The sequence below is a fragment of the Streptomyces sp. NPDC044061 genome (genome assembly GCF_056434305.1).
Genome location: NZ_JBWKFL010000017.1, coordinates 161,220 through 178,132, shown reverse-complemented (window position 1 = coordinate 178,132; position 16,913 = coordinate 161,220). Strand labels below are relative to the sequence as shown.

The window sequence follows — 16,913 nt, the reverse complement described above, 5'->3', positions numbered from 1 at the left end:
CCGCGAGGAGGGCCACAACCCGAAGGCGCTCCTCTTCCACCGACGGCGTCTCCGCCCCCCCCCCCCCCCCCCCCCCCCCCCCCCCCCCGGCCGCTGCCGTCAACGCTGACGGCCGGCCCGACGACGGCGTACCACCAGGACGGCGCCCGTGCCGAGGGCAACGGCCCCGGCCGACGCGGCCGTGAGGGGCAGGACCGAGCCGGAGCCGGTGCTCGCCAGGTCACCGCCGGTCGAGGAGGAGCCGGCCGAGGTGCCGGTCGTGGAGGTGCCGCCCGAGGCGCCGGTCCCCGAGCCGGAAGCCGAACCGGACGAACCCGAACCGGAGGAGGCCGATCCGGAACCCCCGGTGGACGCCGTGCCGGAGCCGCCCGTCGAGGACGTCGAGGCGCCGCCCGTCGACCCGCCGCCGGTGACGTCGAGCCGGATGTCCGCGGTGTCGTTCGCCTTGTCGGGGTCGAAGGGCCGGGGCGGGCCGGCGAGCGCCACCGAGCCCTTGGCACCCCGCACCGCCTTCTTGATCTTGAGTTTGAACCTGTAGGCCCCGGTGGTGTTCTCGCCGACCCAGGCCTCGCCGGTGCCGCACTCGTACGTGCCCGACCCGACGCTCTTGCAGAACCCGTCCGCCTCGGCGACCGAGGTACCGGCCGGCATCCTGATCAGAACCCGGGCCACCGGCGTGTCGATGCCCCGGAACACCCAGGCGGGCCCCGCGTCGGTGAACGTCACGGTCAGCGGCACGGTGTCCCCGACGCGCCCCTTCAGCTCGGCGCCGGTCACCTGGAAGTCGGCCGTGTTCTTCGCCGTCACCCGCACGGTCGCCGCGTCCCAGTCTTCGTGCTGGGCGGATCCGGCGGCGGCCGGGGTGGCGTCCGGCCGCTCGACCAGCTTCAGGGCGGGGCCCGTGCCCCGCACCGGCGCGGGGCCCGCGTCCGTGAAGGCGGGGTCGTAGGTGGCGACCGTCACCCGCAGCCGGTCGTACAGGGCGCGGTCGAGTGCCTTCAGGGTCAGGGGCCTGTCGGGGGCGTAGACGACGCCGGGTTCCACGGTCTGGTCGAACTCGCAGACCACGTCGGAGGAACTCGGCTGCTCGTCGAAGGAAGGGATCTCGTAGCGCAGGCAGTTGGAGGGCACCTCGGTGTGGCCGAGCCCCCGCGTGACGGAGTAGGCCATCCAGACCTTGCCGAGCGGCGCGGGCCCCGTGTTGGTGAAGGAGGCCGGGACGGTGAACTCGCTGCCCGGCTTCACCCCGTCGATCGGGACGATCCCGCCCAGCACGAGGCCGGGTGACTGGTCGGCGGCTCCGGCGGGTGTGGCGCCCAGCGCGATCAGGGCGACGGCGCCTACGGCACCTGCGGTCCGGCGGAGCGCACGGGAGCCGGGAAGCGTGGGGGGCATGGAATCCTCTGCATGAAGCGGCTGCCGCGGACGGCTGAACTGGGTGGGAACGCGCGTTCCCACCCAGGAGACCTCCGTCGCCGCCCGAGGGTTGTGCCGAGCCCCGGATCATGTTCCGGACCGTGTGCGCTTCTCCGGGCGCAGAAAGGCGGACCAGCCGCTCTCGGGCTCTTCGCCGACCTCCAGGGTGCGCAGTCTCGCGAGGAGGGCGGGGTCCTGGGCGTCGAGCCAGTCCACGAACTGCCGGAAGGAGACCAGGCGTACGTCCGGATGGCCGGCGATCTGCCGGAGCGCCTCCTCCACCGCGTCCATGTAGATGCCGCCGTTCCACTCCTCGAAGTGGTTGCCGATGAAGAGCGGGGCCCGGTTCGTCTCGTACGCGCGCCGGAAACCGGCCAGGTACGACTCCGTGGCCAGCACGCGCCAGGCCGGGTAGTTGTAGGAGGGCGCCCGGGTGGAGTTCGCCGACTGATTGACCATCATGTTGTAGTCCATGGACAGCACCTCGAACCGGTGGCCGGGGAAGGGGATGCTCTGCAGCGGCAGGTCCCAGACGCCGCCCCTCCTGCGGGGCCAGCGTTGCTCTCCGCCCGGGGACGAGGCGTCGTAACGCCAGCCCAGCTCGCGGGCGACCGGCAGCAGGTTCTCCTGCCCGAGCAGGCACGGTGTGCGGCCGCCGATCAGCTCCCGGTCGTAGTCGAAGGGCAGCGACGGGTGGTCGTGCCAACCGGTGTGGGTGCGCCAGGACTTGACGAAAGTCCGGGCCTGCTCGATCTCCGCACGCCAGTGCTCCGGACTCCAGTCGGCCACGGTTCCCGGGCCGGTGCAGAAGTGCCCATTGAAGTGCGTGCCGATCTCGTGTCCGTCGAGCCACGCCTCACCGACGTACTTCAGCGTCTGCCGGATGTGCTCGTCGGTGAGATAGCCGATGTCGGAGGCGCCGACCGGATTCTCCGGTGGCCGGTACAGCCGTTTCCTCGACTCCGGCAGCAGATAGAGGCCGGAGAGGAAGAACGTCATGTGCGCGTCGTGCGTACGCGCGAGCTCCAGGAACCGCTGGAACAGCCCGGTGCCGACCTCGCCCGCGCCGTCCCAGGAGAACACCACGAACTGCGGAGGCGTCTCCCCCGGCTCCAGGGGAGTGGGGGAGGGCGGCTGGCGCGGCTGCCCGCCGGTGTACGACGTCGAGCCGTCCCCGATGAGCCGCGGACGCTCCCTGCTCCCCGGCGGGCCCCCCTGTCCCGCACGTTCGCCGCACCCGGTCAGCGAAGCGGCCGCGACACCGAGACCGGCGCCCAGACCCAGGCGCGCCATGCCCCTGCGGGTGATTCCACTCATCGGCATCCCAACCCGCGCCGTGCCCAGGCGCGCTGTGCGCCCCCCTGCGGTACTCACGACACCAGGCACCGTAGAGCCGATAAACATATAAGTCGATCATTTAGGGCGGCGTGGCGGGCAAAGGGCGGTCAGCCAGGGCTGGACCGGTGGGCCGCCCGGCGTCACGGCCGCGCATGCCGGACCAGCCATTCCAGGGCGGCGGCCGCGCCGGACAGGACGGAGAGGTGCCCGTCGGCCGGGCGCAGCCGCAGTTCCGCGTGCGGGCAGCGGTTCGCGAGCCACTGGCCGTGGGAGCCGGGCACGACCCGGTCCCGGCCGCCGTGCAGCACGAGGACCGGAGCGGTGATCGTCACCGGGTCGCAGCCCCACGCACGGACGTAGGCCAGGTCGTCGTCGATCAGCCCGCCCGGGCCGGCGGCCAGGGCCGGCCCGACGACGTCCTCGAACCAGGACCACTCACCGGCCAGGGCCGCGTGGTCGGCCTCGGTGAACATCCCGGGTTCGTACTCGGCCTCCGCCTCGAACCGGGTCTTGGCCTCGCGGCCCGCCACGGCCGCGGTCAGCGACGCCCGGCAGGACGCGGCCATGCCCGCGAACCAGTCCAGGCCCTCGGCGTCGAACGGTGCCGGTCCCGACACGGCGACCGCGCCGAGCACGCGCTCCCGCAGCACCGCGGCACACGCCAGGGCGTGCGAGGCGCCGCCGGAGTGGCCCATGACGGCGAAGCGGTCGATGCCGAGCGCGTCGGCGACGCGGCCGGCGTCGGAGGCGGCCGACCCGACGCTGCGGCCTTCGAGCGGCGTCGATCCGCCGTACCCGGGACGGTCGTACGACACCCAGCGGATCCCGAGCCCGGCGGACACGGGGAAGAGGGGCCGGGGCGGCATGCCCACGTTGGGTGTGCCGTGATGCCAGAGCACGGGGAGAGTGCCGGATGCGCCGGCACCGGTGTCGTAGACGTGCAGCCTGCGGCCGTCGGGCAGCTCCAGGTCCGATTCGGCCACGTGGACGTGGGTCACTGGGCGGGTCCTTCCGGGTGGGTGCGGCGAGTGTGTTCTCGGTACTGACCCGACCGGCACACGGAACTCATCGCCCGCGTCCTCAGGCCCGGACCGCACCGAGGGGCCGCGCCGGTCCCGCGGCCGTCCGGCGCCGCAGCCACTCCTGGTAGGCCGGCGCCTGTCGGGCCGCGTCCCAGTAGGCCTCCTCCAGTTCAGTGCACCCGTTGGCGAGTTCGGCCTCCGTGCGGGCAGCGAGCAGCAGCCGTACCCCTATGGGGTCGCCCTGGAGCGGCCGGATGGCCAGATCGGGGCGGGGGCGCGCGGTCGGCTGGCTGACCGTGACCACCTCGCCGATGGCGGCCAGGGAGTAGGCGGTGAGGTAGTCGCCGTGCAGCAGGTCGGGTTCGATCCCGGCCGCGCGCAGCACCCGGCACAGTCCGTCCCATTCGCCGTCGACGGTGGAGTCCACCATCCAGCGGTCCCCGGCGAGGTCGGTCAGCCGTACTTCGCGCCGGGCGGCCGCCGGGTGGTCGGCGGCCAGGGTGACGAACTGCGGTTCGCGTTCCACCAGGACGCGCAGGCACAGTCCGGCCGGGACGCGCAGCGCACTGCCCTCGACCTCGTGCACGAACGCCAGGTCGAGCCGGCCCTCGGCGACCATGCGCAGCAGGGAGTTGGCGGACACGTCCATCTGGAGGCTGGGCTCGACGGGTGGGACGCGGGCCCGCAGCCGGCGGAGCCAGCCCGGCAGGGCCCGGCTGGCCGTGGCGCCGATGCGCAGCCGGGGGCCGCCCGCGGCACGGGCGGCCGCCACCCTCGCCTCGGCCACGATCGCGGCGAGTTCGGCGACGAGCGGCCGGGCCCGGCTGACCACGACGCACCCCAGCGGTGTGGGACGGCTGCCGGTGCGGCCACGGGTGAAGAGCCGGCCGCCGAGCGTCTGCTCGATCCGGCGCAGCTGGGTGCTCAACGAGGGCTGGGCCATGCCGAGTTCGCGCGCCGCCTGGTGCAGACTTCCGGCGTCGGCGATGGCGCAGAGAACGCGCAGGTGCCTCACCTCGAGCTCCATACCGGGAGCGTAAGGGCGGTGACTGATGAGGCGCCAGATGTTCAAACGCCAACCGAATGGCAGGAGTTGGCCGTGATAGCAGCGCACTATCCCCGATTGCCATCATCCGCCGGCCGGTGGCCTGGCCGAGACTCAGGGGCAACCGATCGTTCACCACCCCACACGAACGAGAAGGAGCCCCCCACATGACGTCGATCCGTACGTCCTCCGCGTCCGCGAAGGCGCCCTGGAGACTTCTGGCGCTCGGCCTGGGCCTGGCCTTCGCCGCGCTGGGCACCGCGATACCGGCGAGCGCCCAGCCCACCGGCGCCACTACCCCGGCCCACGCCCGGTACACCGGCTCGGCCGAGGAATCGGCCGGCAACAAGGCGTTCTTCGAGGCCGTCCTCGCCTCGGTGGCCGAGAAGCGGGCGGCGCACCCGGGCCTGCGGTCGGTGACCGTCTACTACGACGCCTCCCGCGCGCCCGGCTTCCGTTCGCAGATATCGAGCGCCGCGTCGATATGGAACAGCTCCGTGTCGAACGTCAAGCTGCAGGCGACCTCGGGCGGCGCCGACTTCGCCTACTACGAGGGGAACGACTCCCGGGGGTCCTACGCCTCCACGGACGGTCACGGCAACGGCTACATCTTCCTCGACTACGCGCAGAACCGGCAGTACGACTCGATCCGCGTCGCCGCGCACGAGACCGGGCACGTGCTGGGGCTGCCGGACCACTACAGCGGTCCGTGCAGCGAGCTCATGTCGGGCGGCGGACCCGGCCCGTCCTGCACCAACCGGTACCCGAACGCGACCGAGCGCGCCCGCGTCAACCAGTTGTGGGCCAACGGCCTCACCAAGGCCCTCGACAAGCTGAACAAGGTGCGCTGACCGAAAGCGCGCCGACCGTCCGAGAACCGTCCGCCCTCGGCTGAGGCGGGCCGTGCCACCGGCGCACGGCCCGCCTCTCGTCGTTCGGGATGCCGTCCGGGCGCCGTCGGCCGGGCGTGGAGCTTCAGGTGTGCTCGGCCATGCGCGGGGGGCGGCCCGCGGTGAGCTGGGCCGTGAGCAGATGCGCGTCGAGCAGGGCGACGTCGGCGGTGCGGTTGGCCCGCGCGTAGCCCGCGAACATGCGCTTGGTGAGGGTGAGGGCCTCGGGAGAGCGCCGTACGAGCGGCCTGACCCAGGCGGTGACGGCGGCGTCCAGTTCCTCGAGCGGGGCCACCTTGTGCAGCAGGCCGAGCCGGTGGGCGGTGGCCGCGTCGAAGGTCTCACAGGTGAGCATGAGTTCACGGATCCTGGCGGCTCCGCCCTCCACGATCAGCCGGCCCATGGCGCCGCCCCACGCGGGCGGCAGGCCGATGCCGATCTCGGGCATGCGGAACCGGCAGTCGTCGGCGCCGGCGCGCAGGTCGCAGAAGGAGGCGAGCGCGAGGCCCGCGCCGATGACCCTGCCGTGGAGCCTGGCGATGGTGACCGCGTGCGTGTTCTCCAGGGCGTCGCAGACGCGGTACGCCTTGTCCGCGATCCGGCGCATGGCGGCCCCCGTGGGGTCCTCGGCCAGCGCCGCCTGGTACTCGCCGCGGTCGGCGCCGAGACAGAAGTCCTCGCCGTCCGACGACAGGAGCAGCACCCGGATGTCGGGGCGGTCGTGCAGGCTGTGCAGCAGGGCGGCGAGGTCGCCCAGGGCGGCGACGGTCAGCGAGCCGTGCTGTGCCGAGGGGGTGAGGCGGACCCGCAGCACCGGCCCGTCGTGTTCGACGCGCAGTGCCTTGTACGGGAAGTGGGGGGAGGTGCTGACGATGTCGGTCATGACAAGGCGACGTCCAGGTTCAGCAGGCGCCGGAAGGCCACACGCGGTGCCCATGACGGCCGGCGTACGAGGGTGAGGTGGGGGAAGCGCCGGACCAGCTGGCGGAGCAGGGTCTGGGCCTCCAGGCGGGCGAGGGGCGCGCCGAGGCAGTAGTGGATGCCGCCGCTGAAGGCGAGATGCGCCGGCTTGCGGTGCAGGTTGAACAGCTCGGGGTCCTCGTGCCTGGCCGGGTCGCGGTTGGCCGCCCCGACCATGAGGTGGACCATCTCGTCCTTGCGGACCTCGACTCCGCCGAGGACGCCGTCCCGGGAGGAGACCCGGCTGATCACATGGGTGGGAGGGTCGTAGCGCAACGATTCTTCAACGGCGGAGGGCACGAGCTCGGGGTGGACCGTGAGCCAGTTCCACTGCCGGGGGTGCTCCAGCAGCAGGAGCGTCATCGTCGAGAGCAGCGTGGAGGTGGTCTCCAGCGCCGCAAGAAGGACGAACAGGGCGAGGAAGTAGACCGCCTCGTCCGCCTTCTCGCGGTCGCTCTCCATGCCGTCCCACGCCGTGATCCACCGTGACACCGGGTCGTCACCGGGACGCGCCCGCCGGTCGCGGACCAGCTCCATGAAGTAGGTCCGCAGCTTCGCCGTCGCCGCGTCCGACTTCGCCAGCTGGCTGGCCGACGGCAGCAACTCCTGGGTGAAGACCTGGTCGTGGGTGAGGTCCCGCAGCAGGGTGAAGTCGGCCGTGGGGAGCCCGAGCCAGTGCCCTATGGTGGCGACCGGCAGCTCCTCGCTCACCAAGGCGTTGAAGTCCGCCTCGCCGTCGTGCAGTCGCTCGGCCAGGGAGTCGAGGAGCCTGCTCGTGATGTGGCCCACCGTTCCGCGCAGTTCCTCCAGGGAGGCGCGGTCGAACATGCCCGCCGACCGGCGCACCCAGGTGTGGTCCGGAGGGTTGAGCGCGGGCAGTGTCCTGCTCATCTCGCGGGAGGAGGGAGCCGTCCAGCGGGTGCCGTCTCCCTTCTGCTCCCTCCAGCGCGCGTCGGGTTCCAGCCACTCACGGCTGCGCAGGACCTGGTCACACAGCCCGAAGCCGGTGACGAGGTGTCCTCCCCAGGGAGCTGCGACGACTCCGCCCCCCGACCGAAGTTCCGCATAGAGCGGAAAGGGGTTGGCCTGGCCCTTCGCCGTCCGTAGGCGTGAGAACAGCGAGACGGCAAAACGCCTGTTGACGGGCGGAGTTATCGCAATCTCCACGATACGACGTCTCCCTCTTGATCTCAGTATCAGCCGCCATGCATACCCTCCACTTGGCTGACACATACAAGATGACTATGTGCGCGGAGAGTTGCCTACGTCACTCTCCCCTGGTCCACGCCAGGAACCGGCTGAACAGGCCCGGCTTGGCCTTGGGCGCGGCCGTCGCCGCCGGCTGCGGCGCGTGGCTCACTGTGGGGTACGGGGTGGGTGCGGCCGCCTGCGGCTCCGGTGCCCGGGCCGGCGTCGGAGCCACGCTGCGCGGCGTGAACCGCACCGGCAGGGCCACCAGGGAGCGGCTCCAGGGCGCGGGCACCCAGCTCAAGTCCTTGAACGGCAGCCGGACTTCGACGTCCGGAAGCCGGTTGAGGAGAGTCTCGACGGCGGTGACGGCGATCACGAACGCCGGGTCCTTGGCGGGGCAGGCGTGCGGGCCGGCCCCGAAGGCCAGGTGCGCCTTGGCGCTGAGCTGCTCGCGGTGCTCCGCCAGCCGGGGATCGGTGTTGGCGGCCGCGAAGGAGATCAGCACCGGGTCGTTGGCCCGCAGTACCCGGTTCCCCAACTCCACGTCGTGAGTGGGGTAGTGGGCCGCGTAGTTGGCGATCGGCGCGTAGTTCCAGAGCACCTGGGTGACCGCGTCCTCGACCGGCAGCCCGGTCTGCCAGTCCTCGCCGAGGATCAGCGCGCTGCTGCTGCCGATCGCCGCCGACAGCGGAGCGGTGCCCCCTGAGAGCAGCGTCACGAGCTGGTGCAGCACCTCCTCGTCCGTCAGCGCCGCCGAGTGCTCCATCAGACGGGTCGTCAGGTCGGTGCCGGGCCGGCGCCGCTTGAGCGCGATCAGCTCACCGAGCGCCTCACCCAGCACCTGGTCGGCACCGGCCGTACCGTCGAAGATGCCGCTGATCCCGACGATGACGCGGTCGCCGATCTCCGGCGGGCAGCCGAACAGGTCGCTGAAGACCAGCAGCGGCAGCGGCTGGGCGTACTCGGCCATCAGCTCCGCCTGCCCGAGCCGGTCGGAGCTGAACTGGCTGATCAGATACTCGGCGGACTGCTGGGTCTGCCGCACCAGCTGGAGCTCGTTGACTGTGGCCAGACTGTCGGTGACGGCCTGGCGCAGCCGGGCGTGCGCGGCGCCGTCGCTGAACAGGGCGTTGGGCCGGTAGCCCAGCATGGGCAGCGCCGGGCTGTCCTCGGGAACCCGTCCCTCGTTCAGTGCCCGCCAGCGCCGGGAGTCCCGGACGAACGAGGCGGGGTTCTGCAGGATGTACAGGGCGGCGTCGTAACTGGTGACCAGCTCGACCTCCACCCCGGGGGCGATGTCGACCGGCGCGCTCGGGCCGAGGCCGCGCAGATGCGCGTAGTGGGCGTCGGGATCGGAGCCGAACTGCGGTCCGTAGAGGGGGACGTTGCCGTGCGCGGGGCAGCCGGGGGGCGGCTCTTGTATGCCGGGACGCTGCTGCATGTGGGGGTGGCTCCTAGTCGAGAAGGGACAGAAGGTGGTGGACGAGGGTGATGAGGGCCTGCGCCGACGACTGCTCGTCCCGGACGTCGCAGCCGACGACGGGCGTCCGGTCGGACAGGTTCAGCGCCTCGCGGATCTCCGCGAGCGGGTAGTTCGTCGTGCCGTCGAAGTGGTTGACGCCGATGGCGTACGTCAGGCCGAACCGCTCGACCAGGTCCAGGACCGGGAAGGACTCGGACAGCCGCTCGGGGTCGACGAGGACCAGCGCGCCGAGCGCCCCCCGGGACAGCTCCTCCCACATCTCCTTGAAGCGCTCCTGACCGGGTGTGCCGAAGAGGTACAGCACCACCTCGTCGCTGATGGTCAGGCGGCCGAAGTCCATGGCGACCGTCGTGGTGGTCTTGTCCGGGGTGCCCGACAGGTCGTCAAAACCCACGCTGGCTTCGGTGATCTCCTCTTCGGTCCGCAGCGGCTCGATCTCGGAGATGCTTCCGATGCACGTGGTCTTCCCGACCCCGAAGTGCCCCACCACGAGGATCTTCACCGCCGTGAGGACACCTGAATCCAGGTACACGAATCACGCTCCGAATCGGGCTTTGAGGCCGTCGAGTACGGCGTTGAGCACTTCTCGGTCGACACGTTCGGCGCGCGGAACGGGCTTGCGCGCGATGATGAGACCGCTCTCCTCCATCTGCGCCAGGAGAATCCGCACGATCCCCAGTGGCAGATGCGTGTGGGCGGCCACTTCCGCGACGGAGAGAAAGCCGTCCGTGACCAGCTCCAGAACCTGACGTGCCTCCGGGGAAAGCGTGCGAGCCGAAGCGGAGGCACCCTCGAACGCGGACACCAGGGTCGTGCGCTCGTAGGCATTGTCCGGGGGCAGGCCACGCCCGTTCGTGATCACGAAGAGCGGGACTAATGCGGAGGTCAGCTCCAGTTCCTGATCCGGCTCGTGATTCACGTGCGGCTCGCCTCCCCGTGTGGTGCCATATATGCGCTCAGCCGGGGCACCACCTGATGCAGACGGGTGGTGAACTCCTCGATATCGGCCTCGTGTTCGGCGGCCGCGGCCAGGAACGCGCCACGGCCGGCCGAGATCAGAAAGATCCAGCCGTGCTGAAACTCGATCACCGTCTGCCGCCACTGCGCGTCCTGGGCCACGCCGGCGAACTGCGAGGTGGCCCGGCTGTAGGCGTGAATCCCCGTCATGGCCGCCGAGATGGTGTCCGCCAGGTCCTGGCTCATTCCCGTGGTCGCGCCGCGGGGCAGGCCGTCGGAGCCCAACAGGACCGCGTGCCGGGCGCCTTGGACGTCACCGACCACCTCGTCGAGGTCGGCGATCAGGATCCCCGTGCCGCCCGCCGCCCCGACCTGCGCCGGGGCCCGGCCGGGCTGCCCGTCCACGCCCTCGGTGTTCACCCGGGGCGGCGAGGTGAGGTTGTTGCCGAGCCGGGCGACCAGCCGGTGCATGCGGAAGGAGATCTGCTGCATGTCGACGTCGGGCGCCGCCGCGGCGGCGAGGTAGGCGCCCTGTCCGGCGCCGATCAGGAAGATCCAGCCGTGCGAGAACTCGATGATCGTCTGATTCCACTGCCCGTCCTGACCCGACCCGGCGAAGTGGGAGGTGGCCCGGCTGAGTGACTGCATGCCCGCCATGGCGGCGGAGATCGTCCGCACGTCCTTGCGGTCCATGCCGTCGGTCGCGCCCCGAGGAAGGCCGTCCGCGGACAACAGGACGGCGTGGCGTGCCTTCGGCACGTTGTGCACGATGTCCTCGAGCATCCACGACAGGTCTGTCGTCATGCGTCATCGGACCCTTCGGACGGCGCCGAGGCGAGGTTGCGGCCCGAGAGCGTGCCGCGCTGGAAGGCTCCGAGGCTCCGGCCCGCGGCCCGGCCGGCGTCCTCCGGCGCCCCGGCGGGCGCGGCCGCGGCGTCCTGGTCGGGAACACTGGCGATGGGCACCTGGCGGGCTCCCCGACGGGGCAGGCCGTGTGCGGTACGGGCCACCGGCTCCGGTCGTCCGACGGTGCCGCGAATGCCGCCGACCCGGGGGTCCTCGGCCGGTGCCGTCTCCTCCTCGGTCCACAGCTCCTCCGGCAGCAGTACGACCGCGCGCACACCGCCGTAACGGGAGACGCCGGTGACGTCCACCCGGAAGCCGTACTGCTGCGCCAGCAGGCCCATGACGGGGAAACCGAACTTCGGCTGGTTCCCGAGATGCGAAAGCCGGGGGCGGTAGTCACCGCCGAGCAGGGCGGAGGCCTTCTGGCGCTCCTCGTCGTTCATACCGACACCGGCGTCGTCGATGACGATGCACAGATTCTTCTGGACCCGCTGGAAAGTGACCTCGATGGGCGAGCCCTGCTGGGAAAAGCTGGCAGCGTTGTCGAGGAGTTCCGCGACGGCGAGAGCGACCGGAGAAACGGCGGAGGCCTTCAATGCAAAACCGGTCTGCTGCATGATTTCGACGCGCCGGAAGTTGCGAATCTGCCCCTGGGAGCTGCGGACCACGTCATAAACGCTTGCGGGCTTATTACGACGGCCCAGCGGCGCTCCGCACATGACCGCGATTCCCTGCGCCTTGCGTGCCATCTGCGCATTGGCATGACTGACTTCCAGCAAATCACCGAGCACGGAATGTCCGCCGTACTTGCGCTGGATTTCCTCGAGCAGCGCCAACTGCTCCGCGGCCAGGCTCTGCAGAAAGCGTGCGGAACCCTTGAGGACCGCCTTGGTGCTTTCCTCGGCCGCTTCCTCGGCTTCCTGGATGGTCTTGTCATGTTCGGCCCGGTGCTGCTGCAACTGCGCTCTTAATGCGGCCAGTTGGCTGTCGGCCTCGCTCAGGTTCTGGGTCAGGGCGGCCTCGGCCTGCTGCTTCTTCGTCGCTATGGCCCTGTGGCGACGACTGAGCACCAGGGCCGCGGCGACGGCGATCACCGTCGCCGCAACCAGGCACCAGACGAGTGCGTCTCGAATCATGGAAACCTTTCCTATGTGTAGCCTGCAGCCGTCGGCGGACGGATCGGGGGAATCCGTGGCACAACCGCTTGGTACGACTCGCTCGTCGTCGTGTTGAGAACCGGCCCGATCTCAATACGGCGTCCGGGCCGAGCGGACCAAGGTCGCAGACGCCGGGATGCTATCACTCATATAGGGGAAAGTTCGCAACGCGATGGGCCCAAAGATGCTGCCACGCACGGCGGTTGCCTGCTATGCGCCGCTGTACACGTTTCAATGAACGGCCGGTAGCCGTAACACGATCGCCATGGAAGCCATTGATTGGATGCGAGCGGTCCCGCGCCGACGGCGCCGGCATTTATTCGGCGTCATACCGGACTGATTGCTCTTTGTCGGACTTCCTGCTTTCCGTCCTCGGTGTCGGTGTGGGAGAGCCGCCCCTCGTCGCGGCTCCCCGACCGGCGTTCAGCGGTGGCCGTGACGGCTCGGTGGCCGTTCGGAGATGCCCTGCACGGCCCGGCTCAGCACGAACACACCGACGACGATCAGCACGGCACCGCCCGCCACGGGCAGCAGCCACCAGCCGGTACGGATCCGCTCACCGAACAGGAACATCCCCAGCGCCAGGCTCACCATCGCGTCGCCGATGGTCAGCGCGGGCTGCGCGGCGGCCAGCGGACCGGCCTGCAGCGCGTTCTCCAGCAGGACCACCGCGGCCGCGCCGGCCAGCGCGAAGCCGTAGGTCTGCCAGGAGCGCAGGAACGCCACGAACCCGTGGTCGGCGAAGGTTCCCGATGCCGATTTCAGCAGCGCGGCGGTCAGGGCGTTGCCGGTGGCCGAGGCGGCCGCGAGCAGCGCGGCACGCCGTGCCGCGGGGCGCCCACTGCCGGCCAGCAGGATCAACGCGGCCATCCCGCCGAGACACAGGCCCAGGGCCGGGAACCAGCGTACGAGCCGCGCCTGGTCGGTGGCTCCGTGCGGCGCGGCCGCCGCCAGCAGGACGGCCAGGCCCGCGACCACACCGCCGACCCCCCACCAGCCCCACCGGGGCAGCCGACGGTGCATCAGCGGCCCCGCCACGAGCAGGGCGAACGGCAGCTCGAGGATGAACAGCGGCTGGACCAACGCGAGCGGCCCGTTGACGAGGGCCAGGCTCTGGCACACCGCGGCGCCGATCACCCCGGCCATGCCCACCACCCAGGCGGGCCGGCGCACCAGTTCCGCGAGGATCCGGACCCCGCCGCCGCTGCTCGTGGACGCGGCCTTGCGCTGGAAGGCGGTGCCCACGGCATTGCTCGCCGCTCCCGCGACGGCGAATGCCGCGGCCAGTTCGATCACGACCTTCTCCCGCCTGAGGGCACACGTCCCGGAGGAACTTCGGGCCCCTTCAGCCTACGAAAGCCCGGGTCGGCACGCGCCCGCTCACACCCGGCTCGACGTCGCCGTGTCCGCGGACAGCCGCTGGGCGACGTAGATCGGGATCACCGACAGCAGGACGAGGACGGCGGCCACCACGTTCACCACGGGTGCCTGCTGCGGCCGGGTCATGTTGTTGAAGATCCAGATGGGCAGGGTCTCGATCCCGGGTCCCGCGGTGAAGGTCGTGACGACGATCTCGTCGAAGGACAGTGCGAAGGCGAGCAGACCGCCGGCCAGCAGCGCGGAGCGCACCAGCGGGAAGGTGACGTCCGCGAAGGCCCGGAAGGTGGTGGCGCCCAGGTCCATCGCCGCCTCCTCGTACGAGGAGGCGGTGCGGCGCAGCCGGGCCACCACGTTGTTGAAGACCACGACGATGCAGAAGGTGGCGTGGCCGACGATCACGGTGAACAGCCCGAGGCCCACCCCGAGCGGTTCCAGGACCGTGCCGAACGCCGAGTTGAGGGCGATGCCGGTGACGATGCCGGGCAGTGCGATCGGCAGCACCACGATGAAGGACACCGTGTCGCGGCCGAAGAAGCGGTGCCGGGCCACGGCGAAGGCGATGAGCGTGCCGAGGACGAGCGCGATGGCGGTGGCACCCAGGCCCGCCTTCACCGACACCCACAGGGCCTCGCGCGCACCGGCGTTGCCGACGGCCACCGACCACCAGCGCAGGGTGAGCCCCGGCGGCGGCCAGCCCGCGCTGCGGTCGGGGTTGAGGGAGTTGACGAGGACGAGCAGGAGCGGGACGTAGATCACCGCGAAACCGAGTGCGGCGCCCGCGCGCAGGGCGATGCGCGCGGTCCGGCTGAGATGCATGGCGCTCTCCTCCTACAGGCTGGTCAGGGCGCCCGTGCGGCGGATCGCCAGCAGGTACAGCACGATCACGACCACGGGGACGGTGCCCAGCGCGGCCGCCATGGGCAGGTTGAGTTCGATGTTGGAGTACACGAGGTTGCCGACGAGCTGCGTCTTGCCGCCGACGATCTGCACGGTGATGTAGTCACCGAGGCTGAGCGAGAAGGTGAAGACGGAACCGGCGGCGACGGACGGCAGCACCATGGGCAGCACCACAGAACGGAAGGTGCGGCCGGCCCTCGCGCCGAGGTCGGCGGAGGCGTCGAGCAGGTTCGACGGCAGCTGTTCGAGCGCCGTGTGGATCGGCAGGATCATGTACGGCAGCCACAGATAGGTGAGGGTCAGCACGGTGGCCGGCAAACCGAAGCCGGGCCCGCTCAGGCCGAAGGGCGCGAGCATCCAGTCGGCGAGGCCGCCCTCGGAGAGGATGAGCCGCCAGGCGTACACCTTCACCAGATAGCTCGCCCAAAGCGGAGTGAGGATCGCCACCACGAGCAGCGGACGCCATGTCGGCCGGGCCACCCGCGCGGTGTAGAAGGCGACCGGGAAGGCGATCACGGCGCACAGCACGGTCACCGCGAGCGCCACGAAGACGCTGCGCAGGATCACCTGGCGGAAGACCGGCGTCGTGAACAGGGCGTGGAAGTTGTCCGTCGACCAGACCTTCACCACCTGGGAGGTGAAGGAGTTCGTCGTCCAGAACGCCGAGACGAACAGCACCGTCAGCGAGCCGAGGTAGAGCACGGCCAGCCACAGCAGTGGGGCGGTGAGCAGCAGGGTCAGCCGGAGCCGGGGTCTGCGGTGCAGCGTTCCGGCTAGCCGCCGGACGGTTCCCCGTCCGGCGGCGGTCGTCGCGTCGGTGGTCACGGCTCAGCCCTTGATCTCGGTCCAGGCCTGCACCCACTTCGCGTACGGCACGCACTTCACGTCCTTGCGCCCGTCGAGGCACTGCTCGATGGGCGTGTTCCAGAAGGCGATGTTCTTCCAGTAGCCCTCGTCGGCAGCGTGGTAGGTGGTGCAGAAGTTCTTGTCACTGGTCTCGGCGCAGGCCTTGGCGTTGGCCGGGGCCTCGCCGAAGTACTCGGCGACCTGGGCGTTGACCTTGGGGGAGACGATCCAGTCGAGCCACTTGTAGGCGCAGTTGGGGTGCTTGGCCTTGGCGGAGACCATCCAGGTGTCGGACCAGCCCGTCGAGCCCTCCTTGGGCACGAACGCCTTGACCTTGGCGCCCTCGCCGGCGGTGAGGCTGGCGATGACCTGCCAGGTGGTGCCGACCACGGAGTCCCCGCTCTTGAAGGCGGAGATCTCCTTGAGGTAGTCGCTCCAGTACTCGCCGATGTTCGCGTTCTGCTTCTTAAGCAGCGCGACGGCCGCGTCGAACTGCTTCTGGTCGAGCGCGTACGGGTCCTTGATCTTCAACTCGGGCCTGGTCGCCTTGAGGTACAGGGCCGCGTCCGCGATGTAGATCGGCGAGTCGTACGCGGTGACGTGTCCCTTGTGCTTCGGCGCGTCGTCGAAGACCGCCGACCAGGAGGTGGGTGCCGGGCTCACCTTCTCGGTGTTGTACATCAGCAGGTTGGCGCCCCGGCCGTGCGGGATGCCGTACATCTGTCCCTTCACGGAGTTCCAGGCGCCGTTCTTCAGGCCGCTGAAGATGTCCTTGTAGTTGGGGACGAGACCGGTGTTGACGGGGGCCGCGTCACCGGAGGCGATCAGGCGCAGGGAGGCGTCCCCGGAGGCGGAGACGGCGTCGTACGCCCCGGTCTTCATCAGCTTGACCATCTCGTCGGAGCTGGCGGCGACCTTGGAGTGGACCTGGCAGCCGGTCTGCTTCTCGAAGTCGCTGACCCAGTCGACCTTGGGGTCGTTGGAGCCGTCCTCGACGTAACCGGCCCAGGCGATCAGGTTGACCTGGCCCTCGGTCCTGCCGAGCTTGGTGGGGGCCTTGAGGTCGGGCGGGTTGAGGCCGGTGGCGGAGGAGCTGCCGGAGCCGGAGGAGCCGCAGGCGGCGGTGAGCAGCAGCGCGGCCGTACCGGCCGCGGCCGTGAGGGTTCGGGTGAGACGCACGACGTTCTCCATGGGTGAGGGAGCCCTGCGGGGAGCGGGGAAGTGGGGGCTGGTCAGGACGGGATCCGCACCGCGTGTCTGCGGTGCCACTGGAGGCGGACCCGGGCGCCGCGGTAGGCGTCGACGTCCTCGGAGGAGGTCTCCAGGTTCTGCTGGAGGGCGGTGAGGCGGCCGCCGCCGTCGAGGTCGACGTGGAAGCGGGTGGCGGGGGCGAGGGAGAAGAAGGCGGTGGAGGGGCCGGTCGCGGGGTCTTGCTCCGGCGCCGGATCCTCTGCGCGCGCCCCTCAGAACCAGAGCCCCTCTCCG

Annotated in this window: 16 protein-coding genes and 1 pseudogene; 1 reads left to right on the top strand and 16 read right to left on the bottom strand. The window is 70.8% G+C overall.

Annotated features, from left to right (window positions below; genetic code table 11):
• Positions 1 to 99 precede the first annotated feature (99 nt).
• From AC07CM_RS27610 to AC07CM_RS27595, 4 genes are all read right to left on the bottom strand, one after another.
• Entirely contained in the window at positions 100 to 1,395 is a 1,296-nt protein-coding gene (locus tag AC07CM_RS27610) for a hypothetical protein (RefSeq protein WP_478879132.1), read from the bottom strand.
• A gap of 108 nt (positions 1,396 to 1,503) precedes the next feature.
• A complete protein-coding gene (locus tag AC07CM_RS27605; protein ID WP_478879131.1) occupies positions 1,504 to 2,733 on the bottom strand; it encodes a polysaccharide deacetylase family protein in 1,230 nt (409 codons plus the stop codon).
• Positions 2,734 to 2,894: 161 nt separating this feature from the next.
• The gene (locus tag AC07CM_RS27600) at positions 2,895 to 3,752 is read right to left on the bottom strand and encodes an alpha/beta fold hydrolase (protein ID WP_478879130.1); all 858 of its coding nucleotides are present in this window, start codon (positions 3,750 to 3,752) and stop codon (positions 2,895 to 2,897) included.
• Positions 3,753 to 3,834: 82 nt separating this feature from the next.
• Positions 3,835 to 4,803: a LysR family transcriptional regulator gene (locus tag AC07CM_RS27595; RefSeq protein ID WP_478879129.1), complete on the bottom strand. Its 969-nt coding sequence runs from the start codon at positions 4,801 to 4,803 to the stop codon at positions 3,835 to 3,837.
• A 185-nt stretch (positions 4,804 to 4,988) separates the two neighbouring features.
• Here AC07CM_RS27595 and snpA point away from each other — a divergent pair, with 185 nt between their 5' ends.
• On the top strand, positions 4,989 to 5,672 hold the full coding sequence (gene snpA, locus AC07CM_RS27590) for a snapalysin (RefSeq protein WP_478879128.1): 684 nt from the start codon (positions 4,989 to 4,991) through the stop codon (positions 5,670 to 5,672).
• Positions 5,673 to 5,796: 124 nt separating this feature from the next.
• Here snpA and AC07CM_RS27585 read toward each other — a convergent pair whose 3' ends face one another.
• The 12 genes and pseudogenes from AC07CM_RS27585 to AC07CM_RS27530 form a co-directional block, all read right to left on the bottom strand.
• A complete protein-coding gene (locus tag AC07CM_RS27585) occupies positions 5,797 to 6,594 on the bottom strand; it encodes an enoyl-CoA hydratase/isomerase family protein (RefSeq protein WP_478879127.1) in 798 nt (265 codons plus the stop codon).
• Entirely contained in the window at positions 6,591 to 7,838 is a 1,248-nt protein-coding gene (locus AC07CM_RS27580) for a cytochrome P450 (protein WP_478879126.1), read from the bottom strand. The genes AC07CM_RS27585 and AC07CM_RS27580 overlap by 4 nt, the downstream gene beginning before the upstream one ends.
• A 100-nt stretch (positions 7,839 to 7,938) precedes the next feature.
• Complete coding sequence (locus tag AC07CM_RS27575) at positions 7,939 to 9,303, bottom strand: cytochrome P450 family protein (RefSeq protein WP_478879125.1); 1,365 nt, start codon at positions 9,301 to 9,303, stop codon at positions 7,939 to 7,941.
• A gap of 13 nt (positions 9,304 to 9,316) precedes the next feature.
• Positions 9,317 to 9,877 carry a GTP-binding protein gene (locus AC07CM_RS27570; RefSeq protein ID WP_478879124.1) on the bottom strand — a complete coding sequence of 187 codons (561 nt, stop codon included), beginning with the start codon at positions 9,875 to 9,877 and terminating at the stop codon, positions 9,317 to 9,319.
• A gap of 3 nt (positions 9,878 to 9,880) precedes the next feature.
• The gene (locus AC07CM_RS27565) at positions 9,881 to 10,264 is read right to left on the bottom strand and encodes a DUF742 domain-containing protein (RefSeq protein ID WP_478879123.1); all 384 of its coding nucleotides are present in this window, start codon (positions 10,262 to 10,264) and stop codon (positions 9,881 to 9,883) included.
• A complete protein-coding gene (locus AC07CM_RS27560; RefSeq protein WP_478879122.1) occupies positions 10,261 to 11,106 on the bottom strand; it encodes a roadblock/LC7 domain-containing protein in 846 nt (281 codons plus the stop codon). The genes AC07CM_RS27565 and AC07CM_RS27560 overlap by 4 nt, the downstream gene beginning before the upstream one ends.
• Positions 11,103 to 12,284: an ATP-binding protein gene (locus AC07CM_RS27555; RefSeq protein ID WP_478879121.1), complete on the bottom strand. Its 1,182-nt coding sequence runs from the start codon at positions 12,282 to 12,284 to the stop codon at positions 11,103 to 11,105. The genes AC07CM_RS27560 and AC07CM_RS27555 overlap by 4 nt, the downstream gene beginning before the upstream one ends.
• Positions 12,285 to 12,728: 444 nt before the next feature.
• Complete coding sequence (locus tag AC07CM_RS27550) at positions 12,729 to 13,601, bottom strand: DMT family transporter (protein ID WP_478879120.1); 873 nt, start codon at positions 13,599 to 13,601, stop codon at positions 12,729 to 12,731.
• A gap of 84 nt (positions 13,602 to 13,685) precedes the next feature.
• Complete coding sequence (locus AC07CM_RS27545) at positions 13,686 to 14,501, bottom strand: ABC transporter permease (protein ID WP_478879119.1); 816 nt, start codon at positions 14,499 to 14,501, stop codon at positions 13,686 to 13,688.
• A 12-nt stretch (positions 14,502 to 14,513) separates the two neighbouring features.
• On the bottom strand, positions 14,514 to 15,407 hold the full coding sequence (locus AC07CM_RS27540; RefSeq protein ID WP_478879118.1) for an ABC transporter permease: 894 nt from the start codon (positions 15,405 to 15,407) through the stop codon (positions 14,514 to 14,516).
• A 3-nt stretch (positions 15,408 to 15,410) separates the two neighbouring features.
• Entirely contained in the window at positions 15,411 to 16,607 is a 1,197-nt protein-coding gene (locus tag AC07CM_RS27535; protein ID WP_478879117.1) for an ABC transporter substrate-binding protein, read from the bottom strand.
• 53 nt (positions 16,608 to 16,660) lie between these two features.
• Positions 16,661 to 16,816, bottom strand: a pseudogene (locus AC07CM_RS27530) (TOBE domain-containing protein); the annotation flags it as partial.
• Positions 16,817 to 16,913 lie beyond the last annotated feature (97 nt).